This window comes from Methylorubrum podarium (genome assembly GCF_040270385.1).
Classification (GTDB): Bacteria; Pseudomonadota; Alphaproteobacteria; order Rhizobiales; family Beijerinckiaceae; genus Methylobacterium; species Methylobacterium podarium.
Window position 1 is genome coordinate 40,051 of the sequence record NZ_JBELQE010000014.1, and the last position, 17,761, is coordinate 57,811.

16 protein-coding genes are annotated in these 17,761 nt (G+C 70.4%); 7 read left to right on the forward strand and 9 right to left on the reverse strand.

The features are described 5' to 3' along the window. Positions 1-41: 41 nt before the first annotated feature. The 4 genes from ABS772_RS01450 to dusB form a co-directional block, all read right to left on the reverse strand. Positions 42-1,700 (reverse strand): DEAD/DEAH box helicase, encoded by a 1,659-nt coding sequence (locus ABS772_RS01450; RefSeq protein WP_350391786.1) that lies wholly within the window; start codon positions 1,698-1,700, stop codon positions 42-44. A 267-nt stretch (positions 1,701-1,967) separates the two neighbouring features. Continuing rightward, positions 1,968-3,437 (reverse strand): nitrogen regulation protein NR(I), encoded by a 1,470-nt coding sequence (gene ntrC / locus ABS772_RS01455; RefSeq protein WP_238254843.1) that lies wholly within the window; start codon positions 3,435-3,437, stop codon positions 1,968-1,970. Positions 3,438-3,447: 10 nt separating this feature from the next. After that, positions 3,448-4,581 (reverse strand): two-component system sensor histidine kinase NtrB, encoded by a 1,134-nt coding sequence (locus ABS772_RS01460; protein ID WP_238254842.1) that lies wholly within the window; start codon positions 4,579-4,581, stop codon positions 3,448-3,450. Beyond that, positions 4,581-5,609 carry a tRNA dihydrouridine synthase DusB gene (gene dusB / locus ABS772_RS01465; RefSeq protein WP_350391787.1) on the reverse strand — a complete coding sequence of 343 codons (1,029 nt, stop codon included), beginning with the start codon at positions 5,607-5,609 and terminating at the stop codon, positions 4,581-4,583. Before dusB ends, ABS772_RS01460 begins: the two co-directional genes overlap by 1 nt. Before the next feature lie 128 nt (positions 5,610-5,737). On the opposite strand from dusB, the gene ABS772_RS01470 reads away from it, so the two are divergent. Together ABS772_RS01470 and ABS772_RS01475 are read left to right on the forward strand one after the other, a co-directional pair. Next, positions 5,738-7,060 carry a bifunctional 2-C-methyl-D-erythritol 4-phosphate cytidylyltransferase/2-C-methyl-D-erythritol 2,4-cyclodiphosphate synthase gene (locus ABS772_RS01470; protein WP_350391788.1) on the forward strand — a complete coding sequence of 441 codons (1,323 nt, stop codon included), beginning with the start codon at positions 5,738-5,740 and terminating at the stop codon, positions 7,058-7,060. Further along, positions 7,057-7,608, forward strand: a complete 552-nt coding sequence (locus ABS772_RS01475; RefSeq protein WP_350391789.1) for a CinA family protein — start codon at positions 7,057-7,059, stop codon at positions 7,606-7,608. Before ABS772_RS01470 ends, ABS772_RS01475 begins: the two co-directional genes overlap by 4 nt. Positions 7,609-7,664: 56 nt before the next feature. Here the strand turns inward: ABS772_RS01475 and ABS772_RS01480 are convergent, their stop codons facing one another. From ABS772_RS01480 to cysC, 4 genes are all read right to left on the reverse strand, one after another. Continuing rightward, positions 7,665-9,908 carry a xanthine dehydrogenase family protein molybdopterin-binding subunit gene (locus ABS772_RS01480; protein ID WP_350391790.1) on the reverse strand — a complete coding sequence of 748 codons (2,244 nt, stop codon included), beginning with the start codon at positions 9,906-9,908 and terminating at the stop codon, positions 7,665-7,667. Further along, complete coding sequence (locus ABS772_RS01485; protein WP_350391791.1) at positions 9,901-10,950, reverse strand: FAD binding domain-containing protein; 1,050 nt, start codon at positions 10,948-10,950, stop codon at positions 9,901-9,903. The genes ABS772_RS01480 and ABS772_RS01485 overlap by 8 nt, the downstream gene beginning before the upstream one ends. Then, positions 10,947-11,444, reverse strand: a complete 498-nt coding sequence (locus ABS772_RS01490) for a (2Fe-2S)-binding protein (protein ID WP_350391792.1) — start codon at positions 11,442-11,444, stop codon at positions 10,947-10,949. The genes ABS772_RS01485 and ABS772_RS01490 overlap by 4 nt, the downstream gene beginning before the upstream one ends. Before the next feature lie 154 nt (positions 11,445-11,598). Further along, a complete protein-coding gene (gene cysC, locus ABS772_RS01495; protein ID WP_350391793.1) occupies positions 11,599-12,222 on the reverse strand; it encodes an adenylyl-sulfate kinase in 624 nt (207 codons plus the stop codon). Positions 12,223-12,477: 255 nt separating this feature from the next. On the opposite strand from cysC, the gene ABS772_RS01500 reads away from it, so the two are divergent. The 5 genes from ABS772_RS01500 to ABS772_RS01520 all read left to right on the forward strand — a co-directional run bounded on the left by ABS772_RS01500 (position 12,478) and on the right by ABS772_RS01520 (position 16,514). Next, positions 12,478-13,140 carry a hypothetical protein gene (locus ABS772_RS01500; protein WP_350391794.1) on the forward strand — a complete coding sequence of 221 codons (663 nt, stop codon included), beginning with the start codon at positions 12,478-12,480 and terminating at the stop codon, positions 13,138-13,140. A gap of 408 nt (positions 13,141-13,548) precedes the next feature. Continuing rightward, positions 13,549-15,336, forward strand: a complete 1,788-nt coding sequence (locus ABS772_RS01505) for an ABC transporter ATP-binding protein (protein ID WP_350391795.1) — start codon at positions 13,549-13,551, stop codon at positions 15,334-15,336. Then, the gene (locus ABS772_RS01510; protein ID WP_350391796.1) at positions 15,333-15,656 is read left to right on the forward strand and encodes a low molecular weight protein tyrosine phosphatase family protein; all 324 of its coding nucleotides are present in this window, start codon (positions 15,333-15,335) and stop codon (positions 15,654-15,656) included. Before ABS772_RS01505 ends, ABS772_RS01510 begins: the two co-directional genes overlap by 4 nt. Positions 15,657-15,908: 252 nt before the next feature. Further along, positions 15,909-16,190: a type II toxin-antitoxin system RelE/ParE family toxin gene (locus tag ABS772_RS01515; protein ID WP_350391797.1), complete on the forward strand. Its 282-nt coding sequence runs from the start codon at positions 15,909-15,911 to the stop codon at positions 16,188-16,190. Positions 16,191-16,220: 30 nt separating this feature from the next. Next, complete coding sequence (locus ABS772_RS01520; RefSeq protein ID WP_350391798.1) at positions 16,221-16,514, forward strand: HigA family addiction module antitoxin; 294 nt, start codon at positions 16,221-16,223, stop codon at positions 16,512-16,514. Between the two features lie 107 nt (positions 16,515-16,621). On the opposite strand, the gene ABS772_RS01525 is transcribed toward ABS772_RS01520, so the two are convergent. Then, positions 16,622-17,653: an ornithine cyclodeaminase gene (locus ABS772_RS01525; RefSeq protein WP_350391799.1), complete on the reverse strand. Its 1,032-nt coding sequence runs from the start codon at positions 17,651-17,653 to the stop codon at positions 16,622-16,624. Between the last annotated feature and the right edge of the window lie 108 nt (positions 17,654-17,761).

The following is a 17,761-nucleotide window of genomic DNA, read 5'->3' on the forward strand; positions in this document are numbered from 1 at the left end:
GCTGATGCGGGGCCACAACAGTGTGGCGAAATTAATACGAATCAGCCGAGCTTGAGCCGTCGATCAGGCCGCCAGACCCCCCAGCGGCGCAGGTCGCGGAAGCGGCGCCCATCCGAAAATTGCACCGTGACGCTCTCGGAGAGCCGGCCAGCGGCATCGATCTTCAGGGCATCCGGCCGCTCCAGCTCGTCGGCGCGCTCCAGGGCGGCGGCGACCGACATCGGCACCGGCTCGGCGCCGCCGAAGGCGCGCCACCACTGGACCGCCTTCTCGCGGGCATGGCCCGAATCCTCGAGGCAGACCTCGACCCGGCATCCGCCGCCGCGCCAGCGCAGGGCCACTTCGAGCCGGTCCGGACCGGAACCGCCGGGGCCGCGGTCGAGGCGCCAGCCGGTCACCTCGCGCCAGGGCGAGATCGATTCGGACAGGATCGGCAGGGCATCCTCGGCGCTGGCGGCGTGGGGCGCCTCCTCGTCCTCCGCTTCGGGCTCGACCCAGCATGCGTCGCAGGTGCTGGCGTTCAGCGCGATCAGCGCGCCGCAGCCCGGGCAGGGCTTTGCCCGCACGCTGCCCGGTGCGGCGGGGCCGAGGGCGACGCTGCGGGCGGTCACGGCATCGACCGGACCGTGCATCCGCACCAGCCCGGCATAGTCGAGCACGATCGCGTCCGCTTTGCCCGGCGCCCGGCGCAGGGCGCGTCCGACCTGCTGCACGTAGAGCCCAGCCGACTGGGTCGGGCGCAGCAGGGCGATCAGATCGACCTCCGGCACGTTGAAGCCCGTTGAGAGCACGCCGACCGAGGCGAGGCAGCGAATCTTGCCAGCGCGGAAGTCTCGCACGATTCGGTCGCGCTCGCGCTTGCCCATCTCGCCGGTGACGGTCTCGCAGGAGATGTTCTCCTGCCGGATCGCGTCGCGTACCGCGGCGGCGTGGGCGAGCCCGGCGCAGAAGGCGAGCCAGGCTCGCCGCTCGCGGCCGTAGCCCACCATCTCCTCGACCGCGGCGTGGGTGATCCATTCGCGGTTGACCGCCGCCTCCAGCGCCGAGGGGACGTATTCGCCGCCGCGCTTCGGCACGCCGGAGACGTCGAGGGCGAGCGCCGTCGCCTTGCAGACGAGGGGCGCGAGGTAGCCCTGGTGGATCAGGTCGCCGACGAGCGATTCGTAGACGATCCGCTCGAACACCCTCCCCTCGCCCTCGTCGAGCCGGCCGGAATCGAGGCGGTAGGGCGTGGCGGTGAAGCCCGCGACCTTGAGATCCGGATTGGCGGCCCGCGCCGCGGCGAGGAAGCGGCCGTAGCTGGTTTCGCCGGACCGCGGCACGAGATGGGCCTCGTCGATCACGATGAGGTCGATGGCGCCGAACATGTCGGCGCGGTCTCGCACCGACTGGATCGAGCAGAAGGCGACCTGCGCGTCGGCCTCGCGCCGCCCGACGCCGGCGGAGAAGATGCCGGCGGGCGCTTCCGGCCAGTAGGACAGCAGCTCGCCGTGGTTCTGCACCACGAGCTCGCGAACATGGGTGAGGACGCAGATCCGCGCCCTCGGCGCCCGCACCAGCCATTCGCGGATCAGGGCGGCGATGACGAGCGCCTTGCCCGCGCCGGTCGGCAGCACGACGAGGCCCGGCTCGCCGCCCCGGTCCCAATGCCGGTCGAGCGCGTCGACGGCGGCGCGCTGATATTTGCGGAGACGCAGCATGGCGCGCCTTTAGCGAAGCGCGGCCGTGGAGAACAGAGGAGAAACGCGGCGGTCGGGGAGTCGGATGCGGGTGGCGGGCTTCGCGCTTAAGGCGCGCTTCCCCGACGCCCGTCATTCCGGTGCCGCGGAGCGGAACCCGGAATCTACCCGTGATGCGCGGCCCAATGTGGCATCACGGATGGATTCCGGGTTCGCCTCCGGCGCCCCGGAATGACGGCGCTGGTTCGGTTACTTCGGAGCCGCGCCGGCCTCGCCGAACGGAGCCTTTCACCGCGACGTGCGAAACACCTGCAGATCGAGATCCCGCACCTTCTTGCGTAGGGTGTTGCGGTTGACCCCCAGAAGCTCCGCGGCACGGATCTGGTTGCCGCGGGTGGCGGCGAGCGCCGCGCCGATCAGCGGGCCTTCGATCTCGCGCAGGATGCGGTGATAGAGGCCGGGCGGGGGCAGCGTGTCGCGATAGCCCGAGAAATAGTCGGCGAGGTGCCGCTCGACCGCGCCGGACAGGGTCTCGCTGTCGGAGGCTCCGTTCTTGCGGGCCGCGCCGTTGCCGTTGACGGCGGCGGGCTGGGCGAGCGGCAGGGTGTCGAGCTCCGCCTCGATGACCGGACCGGTGATGGTCTCCTGCGGGTAGAGCGCCGCGAGGCGGCGAACGAGGTTTTCCAGCTCGCGCACGTTGCCCGGCCAGCGGTAGCGCTTGAGCCGCTCCATGGCGTCGGCGTCGAGCGTCTTGCGGGTCAGGCCCTCGCGTTCCACCAGCACGAAGAAGTGGCGGATCAGGTCCGGCACGTCCTCGGAGCGCTCGCGCAGGGCCGGCAGGCGCAACGGCACGACGTTGAGGCGGAAGAACAGGTCCTCGCGGAAGATGCCCTGCTGGATCGAGACGCGAAGGTCCTTGTTGGTGGCGGCGATGATGCGGACATTGGTCTTGATCGGCACGCGCCCGCCGACGGTCGTGTACTCGCCCTGCTGAAGCACGCGCAGCAGCCGGGTCTGCGCCTCCATCGGCATGTCGCCGATCTCGTCGAGGAAGAGCGTGCCGCCCTCCGCCTGCTCGAAGCGGCCGGCGGAGCGGGAGAGCGCGCCGGTGAAGGCGCCTTTCTCGTGGCCGAAGAGTTCGGATTCGATCAGGTCGCGCGGGATCGCCGCCATGTTGACGGGCACGAACGGCCCGGTGCGGCGGCGGCCGTAATCGTGCAGCGCGCGGGCGACCAATTCCTTGCCGGTGCCGGACTCGCCCGTGATCATCACGGTGAGGTCGGTCGGCATCAGCCGGGCGAGCGCCCGGTAGATCTCCTGCATGGCGGGCGAGCGGCCCACCAGCGGGATGTCCTCGTTCTCCGGCCCGGCCCCGGGCGCGGGCGTTCCGCGGGGACGGGAGAGGGCGCGGCCGACGATCGCCGTCAGCTCCTTCAGGTCGAAGGGCTTGGGCAGATACTCGTAGGCGCCACGCTCGGAGGCGCGGATCGCGGTCATGAAGGTGTTCTGCGCGCTCATGACGATGATCGGCAGTTCCGGCCGCACCCGCTTGATGCGCGGCAGCAGGTCGAACACGTTCTCGTCGGGCATCATCACGTCGGTGATGACGAGGTCGCCCTCGCCCTGGGCGACCCAGCGCCAGAGCGTCGAGCAATTCGAGGTGGTGCGCACCTCGTAGCCGGCCCGGGAGAGGGCCTGGTTGAGAACGGTGCGGATCGCGGCGTCGTCGTCCGCGACGATGATGTGGCCGTTGGGCATGGCTCTCGACTCAACGCTCCGCGGCCGATTCACGCCCGTCGCGGGCGCTCGACATGGGAAGCAGGATCCGGAAGGCGGTGCGGCGGGGAACGGGATCGCATTCGACGATGCCCCCATGGTCGCCGACGATCTTGGCCACCAATGCAAGTCCGAGGCCGGATCCCTGCACCTTGGTGGTGACGAAGGGGTCGAACAGGTCGGACAGCATGTCGGGCGGAATACCCGGCCCGTTGTCGCGCACCGCCACCTCGATCGGCAGGCTGACGCGCTCGCGGGAGCCGGGAATCTGCAGGCGCAGGCCCGTGCGGAAGGCGGTGGAGAGCGTGATCTCGCCCTCGACCGTGTCGGTGCCGATGGCCTCCGCCGCGTTCTTCACGAGGTTGAGGATCACCTGGATCAACTGGTCCCGGTTGCCGAGAACCGGCGGCAGCGAAGGGTCGTAGTTCTCGATGAAGCGGATGTGACGGGCGAAGCCCGACTGCGCCGAGCGCTTCACCTGATCGAGCACGCCGTGGACGTTGACGGGGCCGCGCTCCACCGGCCGCTCGTCGCCGAACAGCTCCATCCGCTCGACGATGCGCACGATCCGGTCCGACTCGTCGCAGATCAGGCGGGTGAGGAGACGATCCTCGTCGTCGCGCTCCTGTTCGAGCAGTTGCGCCGCGCCGCGGATGCCGGCGAGCGGGTTCTTGATCTCGTGGGCCAGCATGGCGCCGAGCGCGACCATCGAGCGGGCGGCGCCCCGATGGGTGAGCTGCCGGTTCATCTTGTCGGCGATGGTGCGCTCCTGGAGCATCAGCACCACCGAATCGTCCTCGTCGCGCAGGGGCGTGGCGAAGACGTCGACGCTGCGCTCCGTCCCCGAGCGCGGCTGGACCAGTTCGACCCGGTATTCCGAGACGGAGGAGCGGCGGCGGCGCACCTCGGCCACCAGCGCGATGATCGGCGAGGAGAACGGGATGATGTCGCGAAGCCGCCCGCGCAGCATCAGCCGGGCGGAGGCGTCGAAAAACAGTTCGGCGGCGTGGTTGACCCGCAGGATCCGCTCGTCGGGCCCGATGGTGAGCACCGGCAGCGGCAGCGAGTTCAGCACCGCCTCGGCCGGCGGCAGGGATTCGGGGGCGGGCTCATCGGAAAAGGGCATCAGGCCGCCTCGCCGAAGGGCGTCGCCGCCGCCCCGGCCGGTTCGAGAAATGCACGCCGCAGGAGACGCAACGCCTCCGCGGGATCATGCGTGGTGACGAGGCGGCGCCGGTCGTCCGCGCCGAGCCCGCCGGCCGCGTCGGCATAGGCCGCGAGATGCTTGCGGGCGTGGCGCACGCCCATCGCCGCGCCGTAGAGCGCGATCAGCCCCTCGTAATGCTCGGCCGCGACCGCCGCGCGCTGCTCCGGCGTGAGCGGCGCGGCCGCCCGGCCGGCGAGCCCGGCAGCGATCGCGCCGACGAGCCAGGGACGGCCCACCGCCGCGCGCCCGACCATCACGCCCGCCGCACCGGACTGGGCGAGACAGGCGCGGGCCTCGTCGAGGCTCGTGACGTCGCCGTTGGCGATGACGGGAATGCGCACCGCCTCGACCACGGGGCGGATCGCCGACCAGTCGGCCCGGCCCTTGTAGAATTGCTGCCGGGTGCGGCCGTGGACCGTCACGCCGTCGAGCCCGAGCGCCTCGGCGCGGCGCGCCAGTTCGGCGGCGTTGAGGCTCGCGTGATCCCATCCGAGCCGCATCTTCACCGTCACCGGCACGTCCACCGCGCCCCGCACCGCCGCGAGAAGGCGCGCGGCGTGGTCGAGGTCGCGCATCAGCGCCGAGCCGGATTCGCCGCCGGTCACGGTCTTGGCCGGGCAGCCCATGTTGATGTCGATGGCGTCCGCCCCGTTCGCCACGGCGATCCGGGCGGCCTCCGCCATCGGCTCGGGCGCGCAGCCGGCAAGCTGCACCACGTGGGGATCGACGCCGTCGCCCTCCGCCCGAACCTGCGATTCGGCATCGCCCTTCGCGAGTTCGGCGGCCGCGACCATCTCGGAGACCACGGCGCTGGCGCCGAGCCGCTGCGCGAGGCGGCGCATGTGGAGATCGGTGACACCCGACAGCGGCGCCAGCAGCACCGGCGGACTCTTCGCCCCCCGGTTGTCCGCCCCGCGCAGTGCGCTCAAATAATGATCAGCTGTCATTGTGCACAAGAAATAGCCAAATGGCGGGCGGACGCAAGCGTCTGCCGCGTTTGCCTTCGCGCTTCTTGACGCATAAGGACGCGGCGATCCCCATCCATCCCCAGATGATTTCCATTCGAGGCCCGAGCATGTCCGATGAAGCCGCGCGGTCGCAGGGCAGCGAAACGGTGGCGGCGGTCGTGGTCGCGGCCGGTAAGGGCCTGCGGGTCGGCGGAGACCTGCCGAAGCAATATCGCCGCGTCGGCGGCCGCGCCGTTCTGACGCGGACGCTTTCTGCGCTGGCGGCGTCCCCCCGCATCGCCCGGATTCAGCCTGTGATCGCGCCGGACGCGCAGGACTTCTATCGCGAGTGCCTCGCCGACCTCGAACCGGCGCACCGAGAGAAACTCGCCGAACCGGTTCCCGGGGGGGCGACGCGCCAGCAATCGGTGGCGGCCGGGCTCGAAGGGCTCGCCCGCGCCGGCACGCCCGACCTCGTGCTCGTCCACGACGCGGCGCGGCCCTTCGTGGACGAGGCCCTGATCGACCGCGCGGTCGCGGCGGGGAGCCGACACGGCGCGTCGGTGCCGGGGATCGCGGTCTCCGATACCATCAAGCTGGTCGAGGATATCGCGCCGGGGATCGGACGCGTCCACGAGACCCCGGCCCGGGAAAACCTTCGCGCGGTGCAGACGCCGCAGAGCTTCCGCTTCGGCCTGCTCCTCGATGCCCATCGCCGGGCGGTCGCCGAGGGGCGCGACGGCTTCACCGATGACGGGGCGCTCGCCGAATGGGCCGGGTTGCCGGTGGTGGTGTTCGAGGGCGACCCGCGGAACCGCAAGATCACCCAGGCCGCGGACCTGATCGAGGCCGATCGGGCATTCTCCGGCCGGGCTTTCTCCGAACCGTCGCCCGCGATATCTGATGGTCCCATGACCACCTACGTGACCCGCCTCGGCACCGGCTTCGACGTCCACGCCTTCACGGAGGGCGACCATGTCTGGCTCGGCGGCGTGAAGATCCCCGCCGACCGGGGCGTGCTCGCCCATTCCGACGGCGACGTGGCCCTGCACGCGCTCACCGACGCGCTCCTCGGCGCCATCGCCGACGGCGATATCGGCACCCACTTCCCGCCCTCCGACGAGAAGTGGCGCGGCGCCGCCTCCGACCAGTTCCTGGCCCATGCCTGCGAGTTGGTGCGGGCGCGCGGCGGCAAGATCGACCATCTCGACGTGACCGTGCTGGCGGAGGCTCCGCGCATCGGCCCGCACCGGGAGGCGATCCGCGCCCGCATCGCCCAGGTCGCGGGCGTGCCGCTCTCGTCCGTCTCGATCAAGGCGACGACGACGGAAAAGCTCGGCTTCGTCGGCCGGGCCGAGGGCCTCGCCGCCCAGGCCGCCGCGACGGTGCGGCTGCCGGAGGTCTGCGCCGAGCTCGAGACCGAAGCGGAGACCAACGAGCGCCGCTCGTGATCGCCGACGCCGCCCTGCTCGCCCGCGCCGAGGCGCTGGTGCGAGCCTACGCGGCGGCGGCCAAACAAATCGCGACCGCCGAATCCTGCACCGGCGGCCTCGTCGCCGGGCTGCTCACCGCGGTGCCCGGATCCTCGGCTGTGGTGGAGCGCGGCTTCGTCACCTATTCCAACGAGGCCAAGGCCGAAGCCATCGGTGTGCCGACGGACCTCATCGTCGCGCACGGAGCGGTGAGCGAACCCGTCGCCCGTGCCATGGCGGAGGGGGCGCTCGGAGCGTCACGGGCGGACGTCGCGGTCTCCGTCACCGGCATCGCCGGTCCGGGCGGCGGCAGCGAGGCGAAGCCGGTCGGGCTGGTGCATTTCGGCCTCGCCGTGCGAGGCGGAGCGACCCGGCACGTCGAGCGCCGCTTCGGCGATCCGGGACGGGCCGAGATCCGGCGGCTGTCGGTGGCGGAGGCCCTGGCGTTGCTGGAGGAGGCAGTCGGCCTCCACCGTCATTGCGAGCCGGATGGCGAAGCCATCCAGCGGCGCGACAGCTCCGAATAAGGCGAGCGCTGGATGGCCGCGGCTCCGCCTCGCAAGGATGGCTGAGACGTCGGATCTCACCCCAACAATCGGTCCAGCGTGATCGGCGTCCGGCGCACCCGGATGCCCGTCGCGTGGTAGACCGCGTTGGCGATCGCGCCCGCGGTACCGGTGATGCCGATCTCGCCGACGCCCTTGATGCCGAGCGGGTTCACGTGCGGGTCGTGCTCGTCCACGAGGATCGCCTCGATCGACGGCACGTCGGCATTCACCGGCACGTGGTACTCGCCGAGATTGGCGTTCATGACGCGGCCCGAGCGGGGATCGACCACGGCGTTCTCGTGGAGCGCGAAGGAGACACCCCAGATCATGCCGCCGTAATACTGGCTGGTGACCAGGCGCGGGTTGACCACCCGGCCGGCGGCGAAGGCGCCGACGAGGCGGGTGACGCGGATCTGGCCGAGATCGGGATCGACGCTGACCTCGGCGAAGACCGCGCCGTGGGCGTGCATGGCGTAGGCCTCACGGGAAGCCGGATCGGCGGCGCCCTGCCCCTGCGCCGAGATGGAGGCGCGGCCGGCCCGGTTCAGGATCTCGGAGAAGGATTCGCTGCGCCCTTCGTCGTCCCGGCGCACCAGCCGCCCGTTGCTTGCGTAGACGCCGGCATTGCCGGCCCCGAACAGGGGCGAGCGCTCGTCGTTGGTGGCAAGCTCCGCGAGCTCCGCCAGCACCGCCGCGGCGGCGGAATGGATCGCCGAGCCGGCGGTGGCCGTGTGGGCCGAGCCGCCGGCGATGCCGGCATTCGGCAGATCCGAGGTGCCGCTCTTGAAATCGAGCTGGTCGAGGTCGATCCCGAGCCCGTCGGCGGCGATCTGCGCCAGCGCGGTCCAGGCGCCCTGCCCCATATCGTGGGCGCCGAGCGCCACCGTGCCGGTGCCGTCGGCCCGGATCTCGGCCCGCGCCTCCGCCTGCATCATCAGGGCCGGGAACAGCGCGGTGCCCATGCCGTAGCCGACGAGCCGGCCGGCGGAATCGCGCATCGAGCGGGGCGCCGGACTGCGCTTGTCCCAGCCGAAGCGGGCCGCGCCCTGCGCGTAGCACTCCCGCAGGGCCTTCGACGAGAAGGGGCGGCCGGAGATCGGCTCGGCCTCGGCATAGTTCCGCAGGCGGAACTCCAGCGGATCGAGGCCGCAGGCTTCCGCCATCTCGTCGATGGCGCCCTCCAGCGCGACGCTGCCCGAGGCCTCGCCGGGCGCGCGCATGAAGAGAGGCGTGCCGGTATCGACGCGCACGCCCGAATGGCGGGTCGAGACCGCGGGCGCGGCGTAGAGGTAGCGCGAGATGGCGCTGGCCGGCTCGAAGAAATCGTCGAACCGGCTCGTCGCGGTCAGGGTATGGTGGTCGAGGGCGGTGAGCGCGCCCGACGCATCGGTGCCGAGCCGCAGCGTCTGGCGCGTCTCGGCGCGGTGGCCGACGGGGCCGAACATCTGCTCCCGGCGCAGCACCAGCTTCACCGGCCGGCCGACGAGCTTGGCCGCCATCACGCCGAGCACCTGCGGCCCGGACAGGAAGCCCTTCGAGCCGAAGCCGCCGCCGAGGAAGGGCGAGCGGACCAGGACGTTCTTCGGATCGAGGCCGAACAGGCCGGCGAGCCGGAGCTTGGCCATGGCGAGACCCTGGCTCGGCGTGTCGACGATCAGCCGGTCGCCGTCCCACTGCGCGACGATGGCGTGGGGTTCGAGGGCGTTGTGGTACTGCGCCGCGGTCTCGTAGGTCGTCTCGACCCGGCGCTCGGCCTGGCCCAGCCCGGCCTCGACATCGCCGCGCGACGCGGTCGTCTTGTCGCCCGCGCCGACGCCCTCGGGCACCTGCGGTTCGTCGGCGTCGAGCCCGATGCGCGGCGGCTCCACCTCGTAGCGCGGGGCCAGCAGCTCGGCGGCCTCGGTCGCCGCCTCCAGCGTCTCGGCGATGACCACCGCGATCGGCTGGTGAGCGTAGCGGACCCGGTCGTTCTGCAGCAGATCGAGCCGGAACATGAAGGGGTTGTCCTTCGCGTCCGGGTCCTGGGCGAGCCGCGGGGCGTTGGCGCCCGTCATCACCTCGACGACGCCCGGATGGGCCTTGGCCGCCGCGACGTCGAGGCCGATGACGCGGCCGCGGGCGATGCGGCTCACTGCCACCACCGCGTGGAGCAGCCCCTCCGGGCGGTTGTCGGCGGCGTAGGTCGCCGCTCCGGTGACCTTCAGGAGGCCGTCGCGGCGGGTCAGCGGCTGGCCGATGCTCGACCCGTGCCGGGCCTGCTCGTAGGCGATGTCAGGCATGGAGCGCGTCTCCTGAGAAGGCGGAGGCCGGGAGCGCCGGCAGGCGCTCCGGGGTGCCGGCGGCGGCCAGGGTCAGCGCCCGCACGATCAGGCGGCGGGCGAGCTCGATCTTGAAGGCGTTGTCGCCGGAGGGCCGGGCCTCCGCGAGGGCCGCGTCGGCCGCCTCTGCGAAGCTCCGTTCGCTCGCCTCCGCGCCGGCCAGCACCGTCTCAGCGGCGCGGGCGCGCCACGGCTTGAGCGCGACGCCGCCGAGCGCGATCCGGGCCTCGCCGATCCGTCCGCCGTCGAGCCGCAGCGACGCCGCCGCCGAGACCACGGCGAAGGCGTAGGAAGTGCGGTCGCGGACCTTGAGGTAGCGGGAATGTCCGGCGAAGTCCGCCGCCTCCGCCGGCAGGCGGAGCGCCACGATGAGATCGCCCGGCTCCAGCACCGTCTCCCGGTCCGGCCGATCCTCGGGAAGCCGGTAGAGCGCGTCGAGCGGCACCTCGCGGGCGCCGCCCTTGCCCTCGATCTCGACGACCGCGTCGAGCGAGACCAGCGGCACGCAGAAGTCGGACGGGTGCGTCGCGATGCAGTGCTCGCTCCAGCCGAGCACGGCGTGGAGCCGCGTCTCGCCGCCCCGCGCGTCGCAGCCGGCGCCGGGGTCGCGCTTGTTGCAGGCGCTGGCCGGGTCGTAGAAGTAGGGGCAGCGGGTCCGCTGCAGCAGGTTGCCGGCCACCGTCGCGGCGTTGCGCAACTGCGCCGAGGCGCCGGACAACAGCGCTTCCGCCACCGCCGGATGCGCCTTCGCGAAGCCCCGGTCGTAGGCGAGGTCGCTGTTGCGGACGAGGGCGCCGATGCGCACGCCGCCGCCGGGCAGATGCTCGATCCGGTCGAGGCCCGGCAGATGCGTCACGTCCACGAGCCGGCCGGGACGGGCGATGTTGCCCTTCATCAGGTCGAGCAGATTGGTGCCGGCGGCGAGGTAGGCCGCACCCGGCTCGGCGGCCGCGGCGACGGCCTCGGCGACGCTGCCCGCGCGGACGTAGTCGAAGCGGTTCACGCGGCCTCTCCCTGCTCGGTGCCGGCCATGCGCGCCTGCGCGTCGAGGACGGCCTGCGTGATGCCGATATAGGCGCCGCAACGGCAGAGATTGCCGCTCATCCCCTCGCGGACCCGCTCGGGATCGTCGCCCGCCTGGCCTTCGCGGATCAGGCCGACGGCGCTCATGATCTGCCCCGGCGTGCAGAAGCCGCACTGGAAGCCGTCATGTTCGATGAAGGCGGACTGGACCGGGTGAAGCTGCTCGCCCCGGGCCAGGCCTTCGATGGTGAGAACCTCGGCGCCGTCGAGGCTGACCGCGAGCGCGAGGCAGGAATTCACCCGCCGCCCGTTCACGAGCACCGTGCAGGCGCCGCACTGGCCCCGGTCGCAGCCCTTCTTCGAGCCGGTCAGATCGAGGCGTTCACGAAGGAGATCGAGGAGGGTGACCCGCGGATCGTCGAGTTCGATCGCGCGGGGCTCACCGTTGACGGTCAGCGTCAGACGAAAAGTCATGCGGAGACGGCTCCCAGGCCCGCGTCCTGTCTGGAAGCGTTTCAATTAGCCCGGCCGTTTCCGGCGACCAGTGCGGCGAAACGGATTCGGTCAGACCGTCTCAGCTCCAACGGATGGCCAGTGCGGGCGCCGTCGCCCGCCGGGCGCGAATCCGCTACGCCCTGGTCGGCCTGTCGGCGCTCAGGTTCAGCAGCGCATCGATGAGCGGCTGCGCGCTCTCCATCACGGACTGATTGCGGGTCTGGAGCGCGAGATCCGGCGCTTCTGGCGCCTCGTAGGGGGCCGAGATCCCGGTGAAGTTCGGAATCTTGCCGGCCCGGGCACGATCGTAGAGCCCCTTGGGATCGCGCGCTTCGCAGACCGCGAGCGGCGTGTCGATAAAGACTTCGAGGAAGGGGATGTCCCCCGCGATCGCCCGCGCCGCCGCGCGCTCGGCGCGGAACGGCGAGATGAGTGACACGATCACCACGAGGCCGGCATCCGCCATGAGGCGAGCGGCTTCCGCGGCGCGGCGGATGTTCTCGACCCGGTCGGCCGCCGTGAAGCCGAGGTCGCGGTTGAGGCCCTGACGCAGGTTGTCGCCGTCGAGCACCATGGTGCTGCGGCCGGCTTCCGTCAGTCCCCGATCGACCGCGTCGGCGATGGTCGACTTTCCGGCGCCGGACAGACCGGTCAGCCACGCGATGGCCGGGCGTTGTCCCATCCGGGCCCAGCGCCGCTCGCGCGGTTGAAGAGGCTGCCACGTCACGTCGGACTTGCGTGTGGTCGTGAGAGTCATCGCCTCGAGCGGTTTCCCCGGCTGCCACGGATCGCCATCGAACGATGCAGTGAGCAACCTTGATCTGCGCTTCCGCCGGCGTCTAGCCGGCTCGGTTGAGGAACCGTGTCTCACGCCTCGCGTGAAAAGAAAACGCTTAGATTCATGCAAAATCGAGAAACATAACGATGTTAACGCGCCTGCCGAGGAACAACCATACCGTCACCCGATAGATCGCTGGGTAGCCTGTGGCTATTCAGCGAATGAGAGGCCCAGATGGCGCCGCTTTTCTTCATCCATCTGCCAAAGACGGGCGGGACAAGCCTGCGCCGCGCCGCTGAGCAGATTTTTCCACGCTCTAAGATCCTGATGGCCTATGGGCGTGATGCCAAGACGACCAGCCCATTCGCGAACGAAGTGATGCACCACAGCCCGGACTTGCCGATCGAGGGCAAGCTGGCGGCGCTCTCCGACCACATCGTCGCGCACGACATCGCTTTCTTCGCGAGCCATATGAGCGCGGCCCACCTGCCCTGCTACGATCCGGCCCGCGCCTTCGCCCTGTTCCGGTCGGTGCCGGAGCAGGTGCTCTCCTATTACACCTTCCAGAAGGCGCAGAAGCGCACGCATGACCGATTCGAGGTCTTCATCGAGAAGCCCGAGAACAGGAACATCCAGAGCAGATCCTTCGGCCCGGCGGATGTCGATCAAGTCGGCGTGGTCGGGATTCTGTCGGACTATGCCGGTTTCGTTGCCCGGCTCAACGCTCGTTTCGGCACCGCTTTCCCGGTGCTTCACCGCAACCGCCGCTCACCCCTGAGCCGATTGACCGGTCCCTCCCTCGATCCCGAGATGCGGGCGCATCTCGAACAGCTCAATCCGGAGGATGTGGAGTTGTACCGCCGGGCCGAAGCGCGCTGGCGCCGGGACACGCGATGACGAGGCACGGAAAGGCGGCGTCCCGCGCAATGCGGCACGTCCGATGTGCCGGATTGCCCTGCGCATGCACAGAGTTTCTCGAAGCTGAAGCAACAGATTAGGTTTGGTATCGGGCTCATCGCGGGGCTGAGCCGAACGGCGCAGCACATTGCGAATCGGATTCGCGTCGATTAACTGTCGACGCATTAGCGTTGGAGCAGGGAGGCGCAGCATGGTTGTCGGCACCGTCTCCCCTCGCGCAGGAACCGCTTCGCTTCCTGCCGGAATCGCCTAGGCGCATTCCTCCGCCGCCCGGCCTGACGGCCCAGGCGGCGTACGCACCCTTCCCGATCTGATCTCGCCGGACCGCGGCCTCGGCCTGCGGCGCCCGCGTCCCTCGGAGCCGACGCGTCGTCGTCGGGCGCTGCCATGTCCCTGTCTTCCCCCCGGCGCGCGAATGCTGTCCGCCGCGTTCTCGCCTTCGTCGTCCGCGGTTGGCGCGAGCGCCTCGGCCTGGTCTCTGCCCTCGTTTCCGCGATCACGCTCGCCACCTTGGCCGACGTGATGCTGCCGCTCTATGCCGGGCGTCTGGTCGATGCGCTCGCCGGCGCCGAGCGGCACGCCGCCCTGCAGGCCGCGCTGCCGGCCTTCGCCGCGATGACCGCGCTGAGCCTCGCGACCGTGGTGCTGCGCCACGTCGCCTGGAGCCTCGTGGTGCCGCTCACGCTCGGCACCATGTCCGACATCGCCCGCCGGAGCTTCGCCCGGGTGCAGCGCTTCTCGACTGAGTGGCACGCCAACACCTTCGCGGGCTCCACCGTGCGCAAGATCTCGCGCGGGATGTGGGCGCTCGACGGGCTGAACGACGTGCTGCTGCTCTCGATCCTGCCCTCCGTCGTCGTGCTCGCGGGTACGACGGTGGTGCTCGGCCTGCACTGGCCGGCCATGGGTGCGGTGATCGGGATCGGCGCGCTCGCCTATGTCGGCACGGCAATCGTCCTGGCGACGCGGGTGATCGCGCCCGCGGCCACGCTCTCGAACGCCCTCGACACGCGGCTCGGCGGCGCGCTCAGCGATACGATCGGCAACAACGCGGTGGTGAAGGCGTTCGGCGCCGAGGCGCGGGAGGACGAGCGGCTCGCCCGCGTCCTGTCGAAGTGGCGGCGGCGCACCCGGCGCACCTGGATGATCGTGACCTGGAGCGGCACGGCCCAGCTCGCGCTGCTGCTCGCCTTCCGCACCGCCATCGTCGCCACCGCGCTCTGGCTGTGGTGGCTGGGGCAGGCGAGCCCCGGCGAGGTCGCCTACGTGCTGACCACCTACTTCGTGGTGCACGGCTATCTCCGCGACATCGGCGGCCACATCAACCACCTGCAGCGCTCGGTCAACGAGATGGAGGAACTGGTCGCGCTCGAGTCCGAGCCCGTCGGCGTCGCCGACCGGCCGGGGGCGGTGCCGCTCGCCGTCAGCGGCGGCGCGATCCGCTTCGACGGGGTGCGCTTCCATTACGGCACGCACGGCACGCCGCTCTACGACGGGCTGTCGGTGTCGATCCCGGCGGGCCAGCGCGTCGGCCTCGTCGGGCGCTCGGGCTCCGGCAAGACCACCTTCGTCAAGCTGATCCAGCGGCTCTACGACGTGAGCGGCGGGCGCGTGCTCATCGACGGGCAGGACGTGGCGTCGGCGACACAGGCCAGCCTGCGGGCGCACGTCGCCATCGTCCCGCAAGAACCGGTGCTGTTCCACCGCTCGCTGGCCGAGAACATCGCCTACGGCCGGCCCGGCGCCTCGGCGGAGACGATCGAGCGGGCGGCGCGGCTCGCCAACGCCCACGACTTCATCGCCCGGCTGCCGAAGGGCTACGCCACGCTGGTGGGCGAGCGCGGGGTGAAGCTCTCCGGCGGCGAGCGGCAGCGGGTGGCGCTCGCCCGCGCGTTCCTCGCGGACGCGCCGATCCTGATCCTGGACGAGGCGACCTCCAGCCTCGATTCGGAATCCGAGGCGCTGGTGCAGGAGGCGATGGAGCGGCTGATGCGCGGGCGCACCGCGATCGTCATCGCCCACCGTCTCTCGACGGTGCGCGCCCTCGACCGCATCCTTGTGTTCGACCGCGGCCGCGTCGTCGAGGACGGGCCGCACGCCGCGCTGATGCGGCGACCGAACGGTGCCTATCGGGCACTGTTCGAGCGGCAGACGATGCTGGCGGAGAGCGCGTGAGGATCCTGTTCGTCTGCGGCCGGGCTCGCGCCCGCAGCCCGACCGCGGAACAGGTGTTTTTGCGATGGCCGGGCGTGGAGACGGCCTCGGCCGGGGTTTCGGAGGATGCCGACGAACCCGTGGACGCCGATCATCTCGCCTGGGCCGAGATCATCGTGGTGATGGAGCGCGCGCATCGGCGCAAGCTGATGCGCCGCTTCGGCCCGGCCCTGCGCCATGCCCGGATCGTCTGCCTCGACGTGCCCGACGACTACGCCTTCATGGAGCCGGCGCTGGTGACGCTGCTGGAGGCGCGGGCGGGGCGGTTCCTTCCGCGATAGGAGGTCGGCAATCGGGACACTCGATTGAGATTGCCAATGAGAGCCAGATTTTGTACATGATACGTTTCATGTACTGACCGATATGATCCGTCATACGGCCCCCGATTGATCACCTCGGTCTCCCCTCCGTCATCGCGAGGCGAAACCGTGGTGATCCAGGGCGCGTTGCTTCCGGAAAGGTCGCGCTCTGGATTGCTTCGGCTCCGCCTCGCAATGACGGTGGAGACTCAAAGGTGATCGTCGGCAATTCGCATGATCCAGAGTTTTGCCGATAAGTATACGCGGTCGCTGTTCGAAGACGGAATCTGCCATCGGCAGTGGCGGTCATTCGAGCGAATCGCCCGGCGCAAGCTGGATGCTCTGGATTATGCTGTGGTGTTGGAGGATCTGCGCAGCCCGCCGGGCAACAAGCTCGAATCTCTGAAGGGAGATCGGGCGGGGCAGCACAGCATTCGCATCAATGATCAATGGCGTATCTGCTTCCGCTGGACGGAGTCGGGTCCGGAAGATGTCGAAATCGTCGATTATCATTGATCGTCTTGTCGGCGACCAGGAAGTGAGCCCATGAAGCGGATCCGCACGCATCCCGGCGAGTATCTCTCGGAAGAGTATTTACAGCCGCTCGGTCTCAGCGCCCGCCGGCTCGCAATCGAGATCGGCGTCCCGGCCAATCGCATCACGGAACTCGTCCGGACGCGCCGCGGGATCACGGCCGACACCGCGCTTCGACTGGCGCGCTATTTTGGAACGACCCCGCAATTCTGGATGAATTTCCAGGCCGGTTACGATCTCTCCAAGGCACAGGCTGAGACGGACTACTCGACCGTTCCTCAGCACCCGCCCGCCGACGTGGCGTGAGCGCGTTCAGCGCATCGTCCTGGATATCGGATCCAGGACGATGCGCTAGATCACTGATGTTGCATCGTCTTTTTCGAGAGCCGGTGGCCACCTTTCGGGACGATGCACTAAGCCGCGCGATCGAACGCGCCCTCCTTCGAGAAGACCGGCCCGAACAGATCCTTGGCATCCTTCGGTTCGGGGAGGAGATCGAGATCCGGCCCGGCGCCCGCGACCTCCCGCAGGCAGCGCAGCGCGGAAAAGTCTTCGAGCGCGAAGCCGACGGAGTCGAACAGGGTGATCTCGTCCCGGCCGGTGCGGCCCGGCGCGTCGCCGCGCAGGACCTGCCACAGCTCAGTGACGGGATAGTCCGGCGGCATCTGCTGGATCTCGCCCTCGATCCGGCTCTGCGGCTCGTATTCCACGAAGGTGCGGGCGCGCCTCAGGATGTCGGCGTGCAGCTCGGTCTTGCCGGGGCAGTCGCCGCCGATGGCGTTGAGGTGCTGGCCCGGCTCCACGAGATCGGGCGTGAGGATCGTGGCGCGGGTCTTGTCGGCGGTCGCGGTGGTGACGATGTCGGCGCCTGCCACCGCCTCGGCGACGGAGTTCGCGCAGACGAGCCGCAGGCCGCGGCCTTCGAGGTTCGCCCGCGCCTTCGCCACCGCCGCCGGATCGACGTCGAACAGCCGGATCTCGGTGACGCCGAGCGCGAGTTTGAAGGCGAGTGCCTGGAACTCCGCCTGCGCGCCGGTGCCGATCAGCGCCATGGAGCGGCTCTCGGGCCGTGCGAGCACGGAGGCCGCGAGCGCCGAGGTCGCCGCCGTGCGCAGGGCCGTCAGCACGGTCATCTCGGAGATCAGGAGCGGATAGCCCGTCGCCATGTCGGCGAGCACGCCGAAGGCGACAACGGTCTGCCTGCCGAGCCGCGTGTTGCCGGGATGGCCGTTGACGAACTTGAAGGCGTAGAGCTCGGCATCCGAGACCGGCATCAGCTCGATCACGCCGCCGGCCGAATGGCTGGCCAGACGGGGCGAGAGGTCGAAATCCGTCCAGCGCAGGAAGTCGGCGCGCAGGCTCGCCGTGAGGCGCCGCAGGATCGGCTCGGGCCCCTCCCGCCGCAGGATGTCCGCCATCTCGCCGGATCCGATGTAGCGCGTCACACAACTGCTCCTCGGCACGTCCCGGACCAAAGCATGGCCGAACGCGACGCGCAGCCGAAAGTTGAATAAGTGCACAATCCGAGCATGCGATTGCTCGGTCTGCTAAGC

Bases quoted from the DNA above. Each gene is read 5' to 3' on its own strand.
- ABS772_RS01460 (WP_238254842.1), bottom strand. From the start codon at position 4,581: ATGCCCTTTTCCGATGAGCCCGCCCCCGAATCCCTGCCGCCGGCCGAG.
- ABS772_RS01490 (WP_350391792.1), bottom strand. From the start codon at position 11,444: ATGACTTTTCGTCTGACGCTGACCGTCAACGGTGAGCCCCGCGCGATC.
- cysC (WP_350391793.1), bottom strand. From the start codon at position 12,222: ATGACTCTCACGACCACACGCAAGTCCGACGTGACGTGGCAGCCTCTT.
- ABS772_RS01480 (WP_350391790.1), bottom strand. From the start codon at position 9,908: ATGCCTGACATCGCCTACGAGCAGGCCCGGCACGGGTCGAGCATCGGC.
- ntrC (WP_238254843.1), bottom strand. From the start codon at position 3,437: ATGCCCAACGGCCACATCATCGTCGCGGACGACGACGCCGCGATCCGC.
- dusB (WP_350391787.1), bottom strand. From the start codon at position 5,609: ATGACAGCTGATCATTATTTGAGCGCACTGCGCGGGGCGGACAACCGG.
- ABS772_RS01520 (WP_350391798.1), top strand. From the start codon at position 16,221: ATGAAGCGGATCCGCACGCATCCCGGCGAGTATCTCTCGGAAGAGTAT.
- ABS772_RS01450 (WP_350391786.1), bottom strand. From the start codon at position 1,700: ATGCTGCGTCTCCGCAAATATCAGCGCGCCGCCGTCGACGCGCTCGAC.
- ABS772_RS01505 (WP_350391795.1), top strand. From the start codon at position 13,549: ATGTCCCTGTCTTCCCCCCGGCGCGCGAATGCTGTCCGCCGCGTTCTC.
- ABS772_RS01470 (WP_350391788.1), top strand. From the start codon at position 5,738: ATGTCCGATGAAGCCGCGCGGTCGCAGGGCAGCGAAACGGTGGCGGCG.
- ABS772_RS01515 (WP_350391797.1), top strand. From the start codon at position 15,909: ATGATCCAGAGTTTTGCCGATAAGTATACGCGGTCGCTGTTCGAAGAC.
- ABS772_RS01500 (WP_350391794.1), top strand. From the start codon at position 12,478: ATGGCGCCGCTTTTCTTCATCCATCTGCCAAAGACGGGCGGGACAAGC.